Origin of the sequence: Collinsella aerofaciens (genome assembly GCF_015555045.1) — a bacterium.
Classification (GTDB): Bacteria; Actinomycetota; Coriobacteriia; order Coriobacteriales; family Coriobacteriaceae; genus Collinsella; species Collinsella aerofaciens_W.
On the sequence record NZ_JADNJQ010000026.1, the window covers coordinates 14414 to 30410 of the forward strand.

Consider the following 15997-nt stretch of genomic DNA (forward strand, 5'->3'; position numbering starts at 1 on the left):
GCGCCATGACACCTCTCGCAAAACGTCTCCCGCGCGAGCTGCGCCGCAATATCGGCAAGTACCTGGGCATCTTTTTGCTTATGTGCGGAAGCATTGCCCTCACCTCGGGCTTTTTGCTCGCGGCCCACTCCATCGGTTGCCTTATCGACGGCATGCGCGATGCGTACACGATTGAGGACGGCCGCGTGACCACCTCCTTCGAGGCGACCGAGGAGCAGCTCAAGGCTGCCGAGGATGCCACCAGTGACGTCGGCGGTGTTACGCTCTACAAGAACTTCTCTATCGATGCCATCATCAAAAAGGCGTCCGGCGACGACGGCACCAAGCGCACGCTGCGCACCTATGCGCACCGTACCAAGGTGGACATTGCGTCCTACTGCGAGGGTAGGCAGCCTAAGGCGGACGACGAGGTGGCCATCGACCGTGTCTTTGCCACCAACAACGGCCTCGCCGTGGGCGATAAGGTCGAGCTTGAGGGTCGCACCTACACCATCTGCGGCATCATGACCCAGCCCGATAGCCAGGCGTTGTTCCTCAATAACTCCGACTTTACGATTAACACCGTCACCTATGGTGTTGCCGAGGTTACCGACGCCGGTTTTGCCGCGCTTGAGGACGCCGGCGGCGCGCCTGCCTACACCTACTCCTTTACCTTTACCGATCGCGACCTCCCCACCGCGGATCGCGTCGATGCGGAGCAGGATATGGTCGAGGCACTGACCGACGCCGATGCGCGCGTGGACGATCTGATCGATGCCGATTCCAACCAAGGCATTGGCTATGCGCGCGACGACGTGGATGGCGACTCCATGATGTGGATGACGCTGCTCGACATCATCATCGTGATCATGGCGTTCGTCTTCGTGGTCCTTACCGACGCCACCATCGAGGAGGAGAGCGCCATCATCGGCACGCTGCTCGCCAGCGGCTATCGTCGACGCGAGATCGTGCTGCACTACCTGGCACTTCCCGCCATCGTGGGCGTGGTCGCGGCGCTTTTGGGCACCGCGCTCGGCGTGACGTTCTTTACCGAGCCCATGCGCAGCCTGTATTACGGCTCCTATAGCTTGCCGCCTTTCCAGGTGTACTGGAGCTGGGAGATCTTTGTGAAGTGCGCCGTGGTTCCCGCCGCCGCGCTCATCCTCATCACGCTGGTGGGCCTGCTTCGCAAGATGGGCAAGACGCCGTTGCAGTTCCTTCGTCACGAGGCGAGCGGCAAGTCGGGTACCAAGCGTGGTATGCAACTGCCGGAGCGAATGGGTTTTGTCACGCGTTTCCGCCTGCGGATCTTCCTGCGCAACCTGGGCAACTTCGCCACGCTTTTCGTGGGCATTGCATTTGCCTCGCTGCTGCTGCTCTTTGGCCTGGCGATTCTGCCCACGATGACGCACTATGCGGACAACCTCGAGACAAGCTTGGTCGCCGAGCACCAGTACACGCTCAAGGCCCCGCTAGAGCTCAATGGCACTGTCGAGGAGCGCGAGCAGTGGTCGGCGCTCGAGCGCTTGCAATCGGTTGACGGCGCGCTGCTTTCCGCCGCCCGGGATGCCGATGACGAGCTTGACGACGCGGCCGATGCGGCGCAGGCGGCGGCCGATGCCGCGACCGCATCCCCGTCTGCCGAGAGCCTGGCCGCGGCGCAGGACGCGCTTGCCAAGGTCCAGGACAAGAAGGATGCGCTTTATGCACGCCTCGATGACCTTGCCGATGCCCTTGGCTGTGACCGCGACGAGGCTATCGACCTGATTGACAAGGCCTCTAAGATTGACACTGACAACGACGACATCCACCCGGTCAACACGACCGATAACGGTACGGGCGCAATTGCACAGGCCGAGAAATACGCCGTTTACCAGCTGCAATACGACCGCGGCGATGGAAATGGCGAGGAGACGATTTCCGTCTACGGCATCTCGCCCGATTCGCGCTACTGGAAAGGGCTGGACGTCGGCGATGGGCGCGTCGTCTTTGGCGGTGGCCTGCTCGATAAGTTTGGCTGGAGCGAGGGCCAGAAGGTTAAGCTTCGCGACAAGTACGAGGGCAAGAATTATTCCCTTGAGTATGTGGGCAAGGACTGCGCCTGGGGTTCCAAGTCGGACATGAATATCTATATGAGTATCGACGACTTTAACGAGCTGTTCGACAACGACGCCTCCTACTTTAACGGCTATGTGAGCGACGAGAAACTCGACCTCGACTCGCGCTACTTTGCCGGCGACACCACGCCCGACGACATGCGCGCCGTGGGCGACCAGTTCATCGGCATGATGAGCAAAATGATCGGCATGATGGTTGGGCTTGCGGTGTTCATCTTCTTGCTGTTTATGTACCTGCTGACCAAGGCTGTGATCGACCACAGCGCCCGTTCGATTAGCTACATGAAAGTCTTTGGCTATCGCGACAGCGAGATCTCGCATCTGTACATCCGCTCGATCACGCTGTGCGTGGCGGCGTCGCTCGTGCTGAGCCTGCCGGTCATTATTGGCTCGCTGACGGCCATCTTCCGCTCGATGCTGCTCGCCTACAACGGCAATATCGAGATCTACGTGCCCGCTTGGTCCATGGCGGCGTGCGTGGGCATTGGCTTTGTGACCTACCTGGTCGTGGCGTTGCTGCACATGCGTTCCATCAAACGTGTGGGCCTGGCCGAAGCGCTGAAGGTCCAGGAATAGAGAACCGCCCGCACGCGGGGGCACGAACCGAAGGAGGGGTGCCCCCGCGTTATTTGCCCGCCAGGCCCGACGTGGGCAAACGCGCGCAACGTCAGACTTCCCCGAACAGAAGGAGACCCATGGCAAGATCGGCAGAGGAGCTCAAGCAGCTCTCCATCAAGGAGTTCACCGAGGCGGCAAAGGTCTACGAATCTGGCCATGCCGGCATTTACGAGATGTGCAAGGACGACTATCCGCAAATGCTCGAGGAGCTTGAGCTCGAACCCTTCGAGGACGTGCTCGACGTGGGCTGTGGAACCGGAGCCGTCCTAGAACTGCTCCACGCCCGGTACCCCAACAAGCACTTGACTGGACTCGACCTTACACCCGGGATGATCGACGTCGCCCGGGCAAAGCAGCTCGATAACGTCAGCTTTGTCGTCGGAGACGCGGAGGCACTGCCCTTCGAGCCCCGGAGCTTCGACGCCGTGCTCTGCTCCAACAGCTTCCACCACTACCCGCATCCGGAGAGGTTCTTCGCCGAGGTGGCACGCGTCCTCCGCCCCGGCGGGCGACTGGTCCTCCGCGACTACACCTCGAACGATGTCGCGGTCTGGCTCATGAACAACATCGAGCTACCGCTGGCACGCCTCTTGGGCCATGGCGACGTGCGCATCCTCAAGCTGTCCGAGCTACGCGCGCTCGCCGAGGAATCCGGGCTCACCCCGCTCAAGCTCGAGGCACAGAAGGGATTCCGCGCGCATCTGGTCGCGCGAAAGGGCTAGCGGTCCGCGCCAGGACGCTCCGTCACGCCAGGGCACGCCATCAAACCAGATTGTGGCCACGCCAGAACGCGCCGCCAAACCAAGGCGCGCCGCCACAAACGTGACGGCGCGTCCCTCTTACCAGATGCCGATGATTCGCCGGTCTGCCGGCCGGCTGGAAAGGACTGTCCCCAGCTGCCGGCAGGAAAGGAACGTCCCTAGCTGCCAGGTGGCGAGGCGCTCATTTAAGTCCGTCCCCAATGAGTGGTTTCAGCCATTTAAGTCTGTCCCCAATGAGTACCCAATGACTGGGCGCCGTGCTTGACATTAACCCCGCTTTAACGGGTACCATCCTCTATGTCTGTAACGCCATATAGACCGAGGGGATATATCTATGACCGCAACTACACCCGCAGCACCCGCCAAGGTGTACTTCACCAACCTGCGCACGCATGCTCGCGAGAGCCAGCTCGACAAGCTCAAGCGCCTCATCCGTCACGCCGGTATCGAGCAGATCGACTTTGAGAACAAGTTCGTCGCCATCAAGATTCACTTTGGCGAGCTGGGCAACCTGAGCTTTTTGCGCCCCAACTACGCCCGCGCCGTCGCGGATGTCGTGAAGGAGCTGGGCGGCAAGCCCTTCCTCACCGACTGCAATACGCTCTATGTGGGTAGCCGCAAAAACGCGCTCGAGCACATCGACACCGCCTACCAGAACGGCTTTACCCCGTATGCCACGGGTTGCCAGATCATCATCGCCGACGGCCTCAAGGGCACCGACGAGGCGCTCGTCCCGGTCGAGGGTGGCGAGTACGTGCGCGAGGCCAAGATCGGTCAGGCGCTCATGGATGCCGATATCGTGATCAGTCTCACCCACTTTAAGGGTCATGAGCAGGCCGGTTTTGGCGGCGCCATGAAGAACCTGGGCATGGGAGGCGGCAGCCGTGCCGGCAAGATGGAGCAGCATGCCGCCGGCAAGCCGAACGTCGCGGCCGAGCACTGCATTGGCTGCCGTGCCTGCGAAAAGATCTGCGCGCACAACGCTGTTTCGTTCAACGACACCCGCGAGCGCGAGCTTGCCAGCGGCGCTACTCGCACGGTGCACGTGGCCAGCATCGACCACGATCGCTGCGTGGGCTGCGGACGCTGCATTGCGGCATGCAACCAGGACTGCATCAAGCCCGGCTATGACGCCGCGGCCGACGTGCTCAACTGCAAGATCGCCGAGTACACCAAGGCCGTCGTCGACGGGCGCCCGAGCTTCCACATTTCGCTCGCCATGGACATCAGCCCCAACTGCGACTGTCATCCCGAAAACGACACGCCCATCGTCAACGACATTGGCATGTTCGCGAGCTTCGACCCGGTCGCCATTGACCAGGCCTGCGCCGACGCCGTCATGGCGTCCGAGCCGCTGCCCAACACCGAGCTCACCGACAGCGCGGCCAAGATGGAGCACAACCACGAGCATCTGGAGGGCGAGCAGGCCAAGGACCCCTTCTGCATCACGCATCCCGACACCGACTGGCGCGTGTGCATCGCGCACGCCGAGAAGATTGGCCTGGGCACGAGCAAGTACGATCTTATCGAGGTCAAGTAGCGCCTAGCTATTGGACAAAATAAGCGCCTTTGTAGCGTAAGTTGAGCAAAAGCCGCCCGTGAGCACAGCGCCCACGGGCGGCTTTTTGGAAGTGCGAGGAAAATCGAATAGCGCCGACCACAAACCGATTTTTGGCAACAAAGCCCCAGACGTTGCTTTTTGCCTAAAAATACTCGTCGAGGAAGTTGTTGACCGTGTTCCAGTAGAGCTCGGGGTCAACTTGCACACTCTTGGCGTGGGTGGCGCCATGGATGGTGAGCTTTTGCTTGACCTTGCTGGCGCACGCCTCGTAGTTTTGGTCGAGCATACTGTACGGCACAAAGGTGTCCTGGTCGCCGTGGATAAACAGCATGGGAACCGTCGCGTGTTTGAGTTGCTCCACACTGCTCGCCTTATGAAAGTCGTAGCCCGCGCGCACGTTGCATACCAAGTTTGCTACATCGAGCAAGGGAAAGCTGGGCAGGCCGAACACGTCCTTGAGCTGCAGAGAAAACTCGTCCCAGACACTCGTATAACCGCAGTCCTCGATAATGCATTTCACGTTTGCGGGCAGAGATTCCCCCGCGACGTTCATGGCGGTTGCCGCACCCATCGACTCACCAAAGACTAGGATGCGCGCCTCGGGGTCGGCCTGAACAATTCGCCCGATCCATGCGATAACATCGAGCCGCTCGGGCCAGCCCATGCCGATATAGTCGCCGCCGGAACGCTCGTGGGCGCGGGCGGCAGGCGCGAGTACGTTCATGCCGCGGTCGTGGAAGCGCTTGGCGTATCGGGCCATGCCGATGGGCTCGTTGGTATATCCATGCAGGCAGACGGCGTAGTCGTGCGTGCTCTCCGACGCGGCAAAATACCAGGCGGCAAGCTCGGTCCCGTCGTCCGCGGTGAGGCTGCTGCTCTCGCGGTTCTCTTTAAACCACGCCCGCGCCTCGGTTTCCTCGGCATCCGGCTGCTCACCTTTTTTGTCGTTCTTGCTATCCTGCATCATCTTCATGGTGTACGGCGCTTGGGGGTTCAGGGCAAAGTCAAACAGAAAGTTGCCGGCAAATCCGAGCAGCGCAACGACAGCCACCAGTGCAACGATGCCGGCTATCTTGAGCTTTCGATGGGAACGTGCGTTTTGAGACATAAGAAGCTTTCCTATAAGATGTTAATACATCAACATTTAATGCAAGCGCATTATGGACGTTCGCCGTTGATGCGTCAACAGACAAAGAATGGGTAAACAAAGGGTCACGTATGGTGCAAATTTCGCACGTACCTAGACGCTTTGATATAGTGTTGAGAACTCTTTACGTTGGAGGATGTAACCGGCATGTCCGATTCGAGCGACAGTTCTAAGCCGCGACCCAAGACCGCGGCCGTTCCACACTACACGGTGGGCGAGGAGATCATGAACTCCGTCACCCATGGTGTCGGCTGCCTGCTGGGTATCGCGGGCCTGGTGCTCCTGATCGTATTCGCTGCCCTGCGCGGCGGAGGCCCGGCCCACATGGCCGCGGCGATTGTCTATGGTGTCAGCATTATCCTCGAATACCTAGCCTCCACGCTCTACCACGCGATTCAGCCCGCGCGCGCCAAGCGCGTGTTTCGCATCATCGACCACAGCTGCATCTACCTGCTCATTGCGGGCAGCTATACGCCGTTTTGCCTTATCACGCTCGCAAACGACGGCGGCCCTGCGCTGTTCTTTGCCGTATGGGCCATCGCCATTATCGGCATCGCCCTCGAGTGCTTTATGCGCGAGCGTCAACCGCACTGGGTAAGCGGCCTGGTTTACCTGCTGATGGGCTGGCTCGTTGTCTTTAAGCTGCCCGAACTTGTGGCGCTGCTCAACCCCGTGGCACTTGCCCTGCTCGCCGTCGGCGGCGTGTGCTACACCGCGGGCGTGCCGTTCTATATCGCCAAAAACGTGCGCTACCTGCACAGTGTGTTTCACTTGTGGGTGCTCGCCGGCAGTATCTTCCAGTTCATGGCGGTGATCCTCTTCGTAATCTAGCGATCGCGCCTGCGCCCGCGGGCCCGTCCGGGCGCCCGCCGGGTGCAACTGCCCTATCCGCCATCAACGTTTTGACCTGACGTCCCGAATCTTGGAGGTTCGAGAAACTCCCGATGGACATAACCATCTCCCTTATCACCACCCTCGTTTTGACCTTCATCAACGGCTACTTCTCTATGTCCGAGATGGCGCTCACCACGGCCAAGCGCGCCGTGCTGGAGCACGAGGCCGAGGAAGGCGACAAGCGCGCCGAGCGTGCAATTAAGCTGGCTGCCGACTCCGACCAGCTGCTCGCCACCATCCAGGTTGCCATTACGCTCGTGGGCTTCGCCTCGTCCGCCGTCGCCTCGACGAGTCTGTCCGACCCGCTCGCCACGTGGCTCATGAGCTTTGGCATCGCGCCGCTCTCCGCCATCGCGCGCGGCCTGGCGCCGGTCATCATCACCGTCGCGGTCGCCTTCGTGTCCATCGTGATTGGCGAGCTTGTGCCCAAGCGCATTGGTCTGGCCAATGCCGAGGGCGTATCCAAGCAGGTCGTGGGCCCGCTTTCCGTGTTCCAGAAGATCGCCCGTCCGCTCGTGTGGCTGACTGGCGCTTGCTCCGATGGCCTGGCCCGCATCCTGCGCATCAAGAGTGCCGACGACCGCCAGAACGTCTCGGAAGAAGAGATCAAGTACATGGTCTCGGAGCAGGACGACCTGCTCGACGAGGAAAAGCGCATGATCCACGAGATCTTCGACCTGGGCGACACCGTTGCCCGCGAGGTCATGGTGCCGCGCGTGGACACCACCATGTGCGAGGACGACGAGACGGTCGCCGACGTGTTGTCCACCATGCGCCAGACCGGCTTCAGCCGCATTCCCGTCTATCACGAGGACCCCGACAACGTCGCGGGCATCGCGCACATTAAGGACCTGATTCAGCCCGCGCTCGACGGCAAGGGCGACCAGCCCATCGCCGGTTTTTTGCGCGACGCCACCTTTGTGCCCGACACCAAGGACATCCTGCCGCTGCTGTCCGAGATGCAGACCTCTCACGACCAGATCGTGGTGGTCGTGGACGAGTACGGCGGCACGGCCGGCATTATCACCATCGAGGACATCGTCGAGGAGATTGTCGGCGAGATCGAGGATGAATTCGACCCCGACAACAAGTACCTCACGCGTCTTTCGCGTCGCGAGTGGCTTGTCGATGGGCGTTTTTCGTGCGATGACGCGATTGAGCTTGGTTGGCCGCTCGAGGAAAGCGATGATTATGAGACCATCGCCGGCTGGATTTTGGAGCTTTGCGACTCGGTGCCCGACATCGGAGAGGTGTTTGAGGTTGCGGGGTACAAGTTCAAGGTACAGTCGATGCGTGGCCAGCGCATCTCGCTCATTCGCGTGATCGCTCCGGCCGAAACCGATAAGAAGGATTCCGAGTCTTCGGCAGAGAAGCCGGCGGCGTCGGGTGCGGGCTCTGTGGATCCGCACGATGGCGACGAGTAGGGCAAGGAAGAGTAGGGGAGAGTTATGGCAGGCCTGTTCAACATCCTTAAGGTCACCGTCAGCGAGGACAAGATCTGCGCGCATGTGCTGGTGAACCCCGGCATGCCGCTCATGACCTCGGAGGATATCGAGGCCACGGCGCGCGTGTATTACCTGGTGCCGGCGATTGCCAAGCACCTGTGCCTGGGTGATTCCGGTCGCGAGTTCCAGGACTGCATGGGTCAGACCGAGCTTTGCCATCTGCTTGAGCATGTGACGGTCGAGCTCATGAACGAGACCGGGCTTGCCGGCAGCATCTCGTGCGGCCGCACGCGCGTAAGCGAGCACGACGAGCGCGTTTTTGAGGTTGAGCTTTCGTGCCCCGACGACGCGCTGGCCATCGGCGCGCTGTCTTCGGCCACCTTTATGATGGACTGGGCGTACTTGCACGCCGACCAGCCTGCCCCTGACGTGGAAGGCACGGTCGCGGGCCTGCGCAACCTGGTGCTGGGCATGCGCGCCGAGGCCGAGGGCAAGGATCCTCACGAGGCCGTCGCCGCTGCGAACGGCGAAGATGCTGCCGAGGCCGAGGGCGCTGACGAGGGCGATGTGCCGGTCGACGCCGAGCCCGTTGCCGATGCGACCGCCGAGCCCGTTCCCACCGAGCCCCAGGGCGTCCCCAACTTTGACGACGAGCCCCAGGTGGCGATTGATACCGAGGGCGCGGTTGCCGAGAACCACGAGGCTTCCGCTGCCGTCTTTGGCGGTGCGGCGACGGTTCCGGCAGGACCTGCGCATGAGGGCGGCCTGCCGCTCGTGGACGGCGCCGGCGAGGACCCGGGTGCCACGGTGGCCATGCCGGCTATGCCTCAGGAGTAGGTCCACGCGTTTATCACCATCACGTACCTGCGCCTTTGCCGTACGCAGATGAGCGGAGCGGCAAGTGATGCGCTGCGGGTATAATGGACAGCATTCAAACGGTGGGCACCGACGTGCCCGCAGGAGAGGAATGATCATGGGTAAGACTTTCAGCTTTGTCTCCGGCGCACTTTTTGGTGCCGCTGCCGGCGCTATTGTCGGCGTTGCTCTGGCCCCGCGCTCGGGCGCCGAGACCCGCGCCATGGCTGCCGATATCGCCAACGACGCCTGGGACAATATGCGCGACACCTACGAGCACAGCGCCGAGGAGGCCCGTGCTGCGGTGAATGACTTTGGCCCGATGGTCGACGCCAAGACCGACGACCTGCGCGCCAAAGTCGACCTTGCCCGCGAGCGCATGGACCAGCTGCGCGAGCAGCTCAACGACGCCATTTCGGGCGGCAACGTGACGCCTGCCGCCGACGTCGTGGTCGAGAACGCCGTCGAGGCTGATACCGAGGCTGCGGAGCCCTCGACCGAGGCATAATGCGCGCCGGGGATTTTGTCGGCGCCAAGATCTATCGCAAGCCTACCGAGGACAAGCGCACCAAAAAGGACGGCACGCCGCGCAGCCCTAAAAAGCTCGGAAAGATTCACTTTCCGGTCTTTACCCCGGGCGGTACGCGCGTGGTCGGCTTTATGGTCCGCCAATCCGATATCGCGGGCATGATCGAGCGTCCCGACCGATTCGTAGCGCTCGACGCTATTGGTGTCTACGAGGGCGCCATCGCGGTTGACGACGTCAAGGGCACCTACGATACCGCTGCGGCCAAGCGCCTCGACATCAACCTGGACGATTGCATCATCTGGGTCGGTATGGACGTGCGCACGGAATCGGGCGACGTCGTGGGCTATTGCTCGGACGTTGAGTTCAAGCCGCGCTCGGGCATCGTGCAGGCATTCTATGTGACCGCCGGTGCTGCTTCGAGTGTTTTGGTTGGTGACACGCAGGTGCCGCCGACGATGCTGCGCGGCTACGAGAACGGCGCGATGGTCGTCTCGGACGAGGTCAAGTCGCTCGGGTATTCGGGCGGTGCGGCTGCCAAGGCCGCCGAGGCCAGCGTCGTGGTGGGCGACAAGGTCAAAAAGGGCGCCAAGGTGCTCGACGACAAGGGATCGGTTGCCGTGGACAAGGGCAGTCGCGCACTGGGCAAGCAGCTCGGCAAGACGCGCGGCATGTTCAAGGCCTTTAAGGACGAATACCAAAAGGCGAGCGGAGGCTCGTCAAAAGCTACAAAATAGCGACGTACCAAATGATGGGAGGCAAGCCGGAGACCTGTTGCTCCGGCTTGCTGTGTTTATGGGGGAGGGCACATGCGCCAAAACGGATCCAACTTAAACGGGCGTTCGGGCGCGCGTCCGACGGCGCGCCGCGATCTGGGGCAGCTGCCCAGCGGTCAGCGCAAGCGTCACCGTAAGCCCGGCGCGATGTATCTCAACCATAGCCGCGGCTTTAGCGACCGCAGCGCTCGCATCGGCAACAGCCGTACGCCCCGTCGTTCGTCTCGCCTGCCCTATGCGCTCATTGCCGTGGGCTGTGCGCTCGTGCTGTTTATCGCTGCCGTCGTGGGCTACGTCAACCGCAGTGTGGATGTGGAGCTCAACGGCCAGAAGACCGCGGTGCGTGTGGGCTCTACGCTGCAGAATCTCATCGACGACCAGGAGTTGACTGACACCTACGACGCAGGCGACCTGCTGGCCGTCGATGACAGTGTGCTCAAGCGCCATGGGGGCGAAAAGCTGTCGGTGAAGGTCGACGGCAAGCGCGTGAAGCAGGGCAAATGGGATAGCCGCGAACTTGAGGGCGGCGAGAAGGTGACGGTCAAGGATGGCCGTAACACCTACGAGAAGCACGAGGTTCAGGCTACGGTTATCGAGCCCAAGCTCAAGGTCGAGGGTACGGGCGCTATCGAGTATGTGCAGACGTGGGGTGTCCAGGGCCGCTCCGAGGTGTGGGTTGGTGAGCAGTCGGGCAAGACGCAAGACCGCGGCGAGGTTGTGCCCGCCACCGATTGCGTTGTTGCGTGCGCCAGCGTGGCGCCCAAGGGCAACAAAAAGTACGTGGCACTGACGTTTGACGAGGGTCCGAGCGGCGCCACCAAACAGATCTTGCAGGTGCTCAAGGAAAAGGGCGTCACCGCGACGTTCTTCCTTTCGGGCGATGCGGTCGAGGCCTCACCTGCCACGGCCAAGGCGATTGTCGATGCCGGGTGCGAGATCGGATCCAACAGCTACAGCGACGATTCGCTCAAGGGTCAGGACCGTGAGGCGGTACGCGAACAGATCACGAAAGGCACCGATGCGATTAAGTCGGCGACCGGCGTGAAGACGATGCTGCTGCGTGCTCCCTACGCTGCCTTTGACGAGCAAAACTGGATTGATGCGATGGACCTGGTCTCCGCCGTGGTCTCGTGGAATATCGACTCGGGCGACTGGCTGCTAAACGGTGCCGACGAACAGGTCTCGACGGTGCTCGATTCGGTGACGCCGGGCAATATCGTGCTGCTCACCGATAGAGACGAATGCGCCGAGCAGACACTCGAGGCGCTGCCGCAGATTGTCGACGGCCTCATTGCCGACGGCTACAAGATCGTGACGCTCAGCGACCTGGTCAAGACGGACACGTCGCTGAGCAAAAAGCTCACCTCGCTGACGAAGGTCGCCATGCCCAAGGACGCCGTGTTCCCCCAACTTGCCGAGGACGACGATACCACAGAGTAGTCATTGGGTAGTCGTTTAAGAACGTCCAATGGCTATGTCACGGATGCGTCAGCGTTTGGTATGCCTGCAATGTGCAGCGCATAAATTCGATGCCGCAGGGCGATGCTGATGCTATAGTTACTGCGGTTAATGAGGGTCAAGAGAAAGGTTACAGGTGAAATCCAAACCTCGACCATACAGTCGATGACCCCATGCAGGTGCTTTTTGCGCATGCACGGGGTGTAAGCGTCGAGCGGCGTGCCGCCCGCGCATGCGTATACATATCCAGAAGCCCCCGGACGCCGCACGCGCGGTCGCGTCCGGAGGAATAATGATGGGGAGCACCATTGAATTATCTGAGTGAGATGCTCAAATTGCCGGTCTTGGACGTCGACGGCGAAAAGCTCGGCGTGGTGAACGATTTTGGCATTGCTACCGGCGAAGTTTTTCCGCACGTGACGTCGCTCGCGTTCCGCGGACCCGGCAAGACGCCGTTTATGATTAGCTGGCGCAAATGGGTCGACCGTATCGACGAGACGGGTGTACACCTTAAGACGTCGGCCACCGAAATCCGTTTTTCGTACCTGCAGCCGACCGAACTCTTGCTTGCCCGCGACGTGCTCAACAAGCAGATTGTCGACACGCAGGGTATGAAGGTCGTGCGCGTCAACGACATCAAGTTTTCCATGTCGGGCGAAAATCAGCTGCGCCTGCTGGGCGCCGAGGTCGGTGCCCGCGGTCTGCTGCGCGCGATCAGCCCCACACTCGAGCATGTCGTCGAGGGCTTTATGAAGCATCTGGGCAAGCCGCTCAGCGAGGACATCATCGCTTGGTCCTACATGGACCTGCTCGACCGCTCGACCAAGAACATTCAACTCTCGGTGTCGCACAAGACGCTTGGCGAGCTGCACCCCGCCGACATTGCCGACATTATCGAGCAGCTCGACCCGCGCCTGCGTGCGCAGGTGTTCGCGCAGCTCGACACCGCCCAGGCCGCCGAGGCCATCTCGGAGTTCGACGACGACGAGCTCATGACCGAGATGCTCGAGGGCCTGTCCGATACCGACGCATCGTCGATGCTGGCCATGATGGACCCGGACGACGCTGCCGACCTGATCGACGAACTCGATTATGAGAAGGCCGAGAAGCTCCTGCGCCTGATGGGCGTCAAGGAGGAGAAGGCGATTCGTAATCTGCTGGGCTACGAGGACAACACCGCCGGCCGCATCATGACCTCGGAGTTTGTCTCGCTGCCCGCCACGGCGACGGTCGGCGACGCCATCGAGGCGATTCGCAAGCTCGACGAGGACTTTGAGAGCGTCTATTACGTCTATACCGAGGACCCGAGCGGCATGCTGACGGGCGTGCTTTCGCTGCGCACGCTGATCGTGGCCGACCGCGACGCCACGCTGGGCCAGCTCGCCTATCGCGATCTGGTCTACGTGTCACCCGACGAGGACCAGGAAGACGTGACGGACGAGATGACCAAGTACGACCTGGTTGCCATCCCTGTCTGCGACGAGAACCGTCATATCCTGGGCATCGTGACCTTCGACGACGCCATGGACGTTATTGCCGAGGAGCATCAGGAGGACCTGCAGATCGCCGGTGTCGGCTCGGGCGATAGCGCGTCGGACGACTCGACGAACGTGCTCAGCTGGTTCGTGCATCGTCAGTACTGGGTCGTCGTGTGGGGCATCGCCTCGTGCATCATGGCAACGGTGCTGGGGACGGCGCTGGGCTCCGCGCATTTGGTGGTGTTCCCCATGTGCGCCATGCCGCTCGTGTTGCTGGCTGCCTCGCGTATGGTGTCGTTCGTCAAGAACTACTTCCTGGAGTATGACGGTCACGACGACGAGCCCAAGCCGTATCTGGGATTCTTCTTCCAGAGCACGGGCATGGGCCTGATTCTGTCACTCGTGACCTATCTGTGCGCCCAGCTGGTGCGCACCGCTGCGTTCCCCGATGCGCCCATGTTTGAGGAGCAACTCTTTACCGGGTGCTTTAATATTGCTGCCATCATTTGCCTGGTTGGTAACATGAGCGCCGTGATTTACCTGATGGTGCTGTTCTGGCGTGACGAGCATGACCTCAACACGTCGGGCACTGCCATGAACGTTATTGCCGTCATGATCTCGTGCGTAGCGTACTGCGCCGCTGCGGTGCTGCTCACCATGTCGGTCATGGGTTAGGTGGTCGCGTGCAAAATACCAAGCAAAAGTCGGGCACCAAGCAAAAGTTGACCATCGCGGCCATCTTTGGCGCTATGGGCCCCGGTCTGCTGGCGGCGCTTTCGGGCAATGACGCCGGCGGCATTGCAACGTATTCCAGCGCGGGCGCCAGCTATGGCTACAAGATGCTCTGGATGCTTCCCGTCATGACTGTGCTGCTCATCGTGACGCAGGAGACCGCGGCGCGCTGCGGCTGCGTCACGGGCAAGGGCCTGGCATCGCTCATTCGCGAGCGCTTTGGCGTGCGCAAGAGTGTACTTGCTATGGCGGCGCTGTTGATCGCCAACACGGCTGTGACCATTTCGGAGTTTGCGGGCATCGCCAGCGGCCTTGCTCTCTTTGGCGTGCCGGCGAGCATCTCGGTGCCGTTGGTGGCGCTGCTGGTGTGGATGCTTACCATGTCGGGTAGTTTCCAGCGCATCGAGAAGATTCTGCTGCTGGTGAGCTGCGTGTTCGTGACTTATATTGTCGCCGCGTTTATGGCTGGCCCCAACTGGGGTGAGGTCGCGGTCGACTTGGTCGTGCCTAACATTCAAAATGACCCCAGCTACGTGTCGCTCGTGGTCGCAACGATCGGTACCACCATCGCGCCGTGGATGATCTTCTTGGCGCAGAACAACGTGGTCGATAAGAACGCGGGCGAGGACGATATCGTGCTGCAGCGCATTGATACCGTGAGCGGCTCGCTTGCCGCCGATGTCATTGCCGGCTTTATTATCATCACGACCGGTACGGTGTTGTTCCCGGCGGGTATTCAGATAAGCGATGCCGCCGATGCTGCCCGCGCGTTGGAGCCTATTGCGGGTCAGTGGTCCACGGTACTGTTTGCCTCGGGCCTGGTCGCGGCGAGCTTCTTGGCCGCCTGCGTGCTGCCGGGCGTTACGTCGAGCGCTATCTGTGAGGCATTTGGCTGGGAGCGCGGTGCCGACCGCAGCTGGGACGAGGCCCCGGTCTATCGCGGCATCATTACGGCCATCATCGGTATCTCTGCCGTGCTGGTGCTTATGCCCGGCGTCGATCTGTTCCAGATTATGATGACCTCACAGGTCATCAATGGCGTGCTACTGCCCGTGGTTCTGGTGTTCCAGGTGGTTATCGCAGCCGACCGTCACATTATGGGTGCCAACCGCAACGGTCGCGTGTGGAACATGCTCACTTGGGCGACTATCGCCGTGATTACGGTGCTCACGGTCGTCATGTTTGTCCTGCAAGCGATGGGCTACAGCGCTTAACGCCCACTTTTGCTTCCGAACAGGCCGCAGCGATGGGCTGCGGCCTGTTTTTTGTCTGCTATAGGGTGTTAGTTATATAGCAATGGACAAAAAATGCCAAATATGAGTACTGTTGCTAAGTGAATAGCATTTACATCCTAAAAGATAATGAACATAGCCTTTAGTATGTTCATTAAAATTGGCTCCAATACGCCTTAAACCAGTCAGGTTGGCTGCTTTAGGGGGTTGTAGGGGTCGCTCGGACGTCATTTTGGGTGGTTTTGCCTGCTACTAAAATGGTAACAGTACTCATATTTGCCCTTTTTTGCCCACAGACCTTTGAGGGTGCGGCGAAAAGGGCTTGTTTTGATTGTTTGGGGGGTAGCGCGCAGAGATGTGGTGTAAGAGGCGGGGCATGCCCCGCCTCTTCCCTTTCTTGAAAGGGAGGGGACACCGC

The 15997-nt window shown here is 60.9% G+C and carries 12 protein-coding genes; 11 read left to right on the plus strand and 1 reads right to left on the minus strand.

Going from position 1 to position 15997, the window contains the following annotated elements:
• Positions 1–5: 5 nt before the first annotated feature.
• The 3 genes from I2E45_RS08355 (at position 6) to I2E45_RS08365 (ending at position 5015) form a co-directional block, all read left to right on the plus strand.
• Positions 6–2672 (plus strand): ABC transporter permease, encoded by a 2667-nt coding sequence (locus I2E45_RS08355; protein ID WP_195445607.1) that lies wholly within the window; start codon positions 6–8, stop codon positions 2670–2672.
• Between the two features lie 119 nt (positions 2673–2791).
• Positions 2792–3436: a class I SAM-dependent methyltransferase gene (locus I2E45_RS08360; protein ID WP_195445609.1), complete on the plus strand. Its 645-nt coding sequence runs from the start codon at positions 2792–2794 to the stop codon at positions 3434–3436.
• A 373-nt stretch (positions 3437–3809) separates the two neighbouring features.
• The gene (locus I2E45_RS08365) at positions 3810–5015 is read left to right on the plus strand and encodes a DUF362 domain-containing protein (protein ID WP_195445611.1); all 1206 of its coding nucleotides are present in this window, start codon (positions 3810–3812) and stop codon (positions 5013–5015) included.
• Positions 5016–5178: 163 nt separating this feature from the next.
• Here the strand turns inward: I2E45_RS08365 and I2E45_RS08370 are convergent, their stop codons facing one another.
• On the minus strand, positions 5179–6144 hold the full coding sequence (locus tag I2E45_RS08370; RefSeq protein ID WP_195445613.1) for an alpha/beta hydrolase: 966 nt from the start codon (positions 6142–6144) through the stop codon (positions 5179–5181).
• Positions 6145–6330: 186 nt separating this feature from the next.
• Here I2E45_RS08370 and trhA point away from each other — a divergent pair, with 186 nt between their 5' ends.
• From trhA to I2E45_RS08410, 8 genes are all read left to right on the plus strand, one after another.
• Positions 6331–7014: a PAQR family membrane homeostasis protein TrhA gene (gene trhA / locus I2E45_RS08375; RefSeq protein WP_195445615.1), complete on the plus strand. Its 684-nt coding sequence runs from the start codon at positions 6331–6333 to the stop codon at positions 7012–7014.
• Between the two features lie 113 nt (positions 7015–7127).
• Entirely contained in the window at positions 7128–8501 is a 1374-nt protein-coding gene (locus tag I2E45_RS08380; protein ID WP_195445617.1) for a hemolysin family protein, read from the plus strand.
• Between the two features lie 24 nt (positions 8502–8525).
• On the plus strand, positions 8526–9359 hold the full coding sequence (locus I2E45_RS10425; RefSeq protein ID WP_229058903.1) for a cyanophycin synthetase family protein: 834 nt from the start codon (positions 8526–8528) through the stop codon (positions 9357–9359).
• Between the two features lie 136 nt (positions 9360–9495).
• Positions 9496–9885, plus strand: coding sequence for a YtxH domain-containing protein (locus I2E45_RS08390; RefSeq protein WP_035136593.1), 390 nt, complete (start codon positions 9496–9498; stop codon positions 9883–9885).
• Positions 9885–10640 carry a PRC-barrel domain containing protein gene (locus tag I2E45_RS08395; RefSeq protein ID WP_195361872.1) on the plus strand — a complete coding sequence of 252 codons (756 nt, stop codon included), beginning with the start codon at positions 9885–9887 and terminating at the stop codon, positions 10638–10640. Before I2E45_RS08390 ends, I2E45_RS08395 begins: the two co-directional genes overlap by 1 nt.
• A gap of 72 nt (positions 10641–10712) precedes the next feature.
• Positions 10713–12119, plus strand: coding sequence for a polysaccharide deacetylase family protein (locus I2E45_RS08400; RefSeq protein WP_229058904.1), 1407 nt, complete (start codon positions 10713–10715; stop codon positions 12117–12119).
• A gap of 326 nt (positions 12120–12445) precedes the next feature.
• Positions 12446–14290, plus strand: coding sequence for a magnesium transporter (locus tag I2E45_RS08405; RefSeq protein ID WP_161115223.1), 1845 nt, complete (start codon positions 12446–12448; stop codon positions 14288–14290).
• Between the two features lie 74 nt (positions 14291–14364).
• Positions 14365–15561 (plus strand): Nramp family divalent metal transporter, encoded by a 1197-nt coding sequence (locus I2E45_RS08410; RefSeq protein WP_195445621.1) that lies wholly within the window; start codon positions 14365–14367, stop codon positions 15559–15561.
• Positions 15562–15997 lie beyond the last annotated feature (436 nt).

Bases quoted from the DNA above. Each gene is read 5' to 3' on its own strand.
- I2E45_RS08355 (WP_195445607.1), top strand. From the start codon at position 6: ATGACACCTCTCGCAAAACGTCTCCCGCGCGAGCTGCGCCGCAATATC.
- I2E45_RS08360 (WP_195445609.1), top strand. From the start codon at position 2,792: ATGGCAAGATCGGCAGAGGAGCTCAAGCAGCTCTCCATCAAGGAGTTC.
- I2E45_RS08365 (WP_195445611.1), top strand. From the start codon at position 3,810: ATGACCGCAACTACACCCGCAGCACCCGCCAAGGTGTACTTCACCAAC.
- I2E45_RS08370 (WP_195445613.1), bottom strand. From the start codon at position 6,144: ATGTCTCAAAACGCACGTTCCCATCGAAAGCTCAAGATAGCCGGCATC.
- trhA (WP_195445615.1), top strand. From the start codon at position 6,331: ATGTCCGATTCGAGCGACAGTTCTAAGCCGCGACCCAAGACCGCGGCC.
- I2E45_RS08380 (WP_195445617.1), top strand. From the start codon at position 7,128: ATGGACATAACCATCTCCCTTATCACCACCCTCGTTTTGACCTTCATC.
- I2E45_RS10425 (WP_229058903.1), top strand. From the start codon at position 8,526: ATGGCAGGCCTGTTCAACATCCTTAAGGTCACCGTCAGCGAGGACAAG.
- I2E45_RS08390 (WP_035136593.1), top strand. From the start codon at position 9,496: ATGGGTAAGACTTTCAGCTTTGTCTCCGGCGCACTTTTTGGTGCCGCT.
- I2E45_RS08395 (WP_195361872.1), top strand. From the start codon at position 9,885: ATGCGCGCCGGGGATTTTGTCGGCGCCAAGATCTATCGCAAGCCTACC.
- I2E45_RS08400 (WP_229058904.1), top strand. From the start codon at position 10,713: ATGCGCCAAAACGGATCCAACTTAAACGGGCGTTCGGGCGCGCGTCCG.
- I2E45_RS08410 (WP_195445621.1), top strand. From the start codon at position 14,365: ATGGGCCCCGGTCTGCTGGCGGCGCTTTCGGGCAATGACGCCGGCGGC.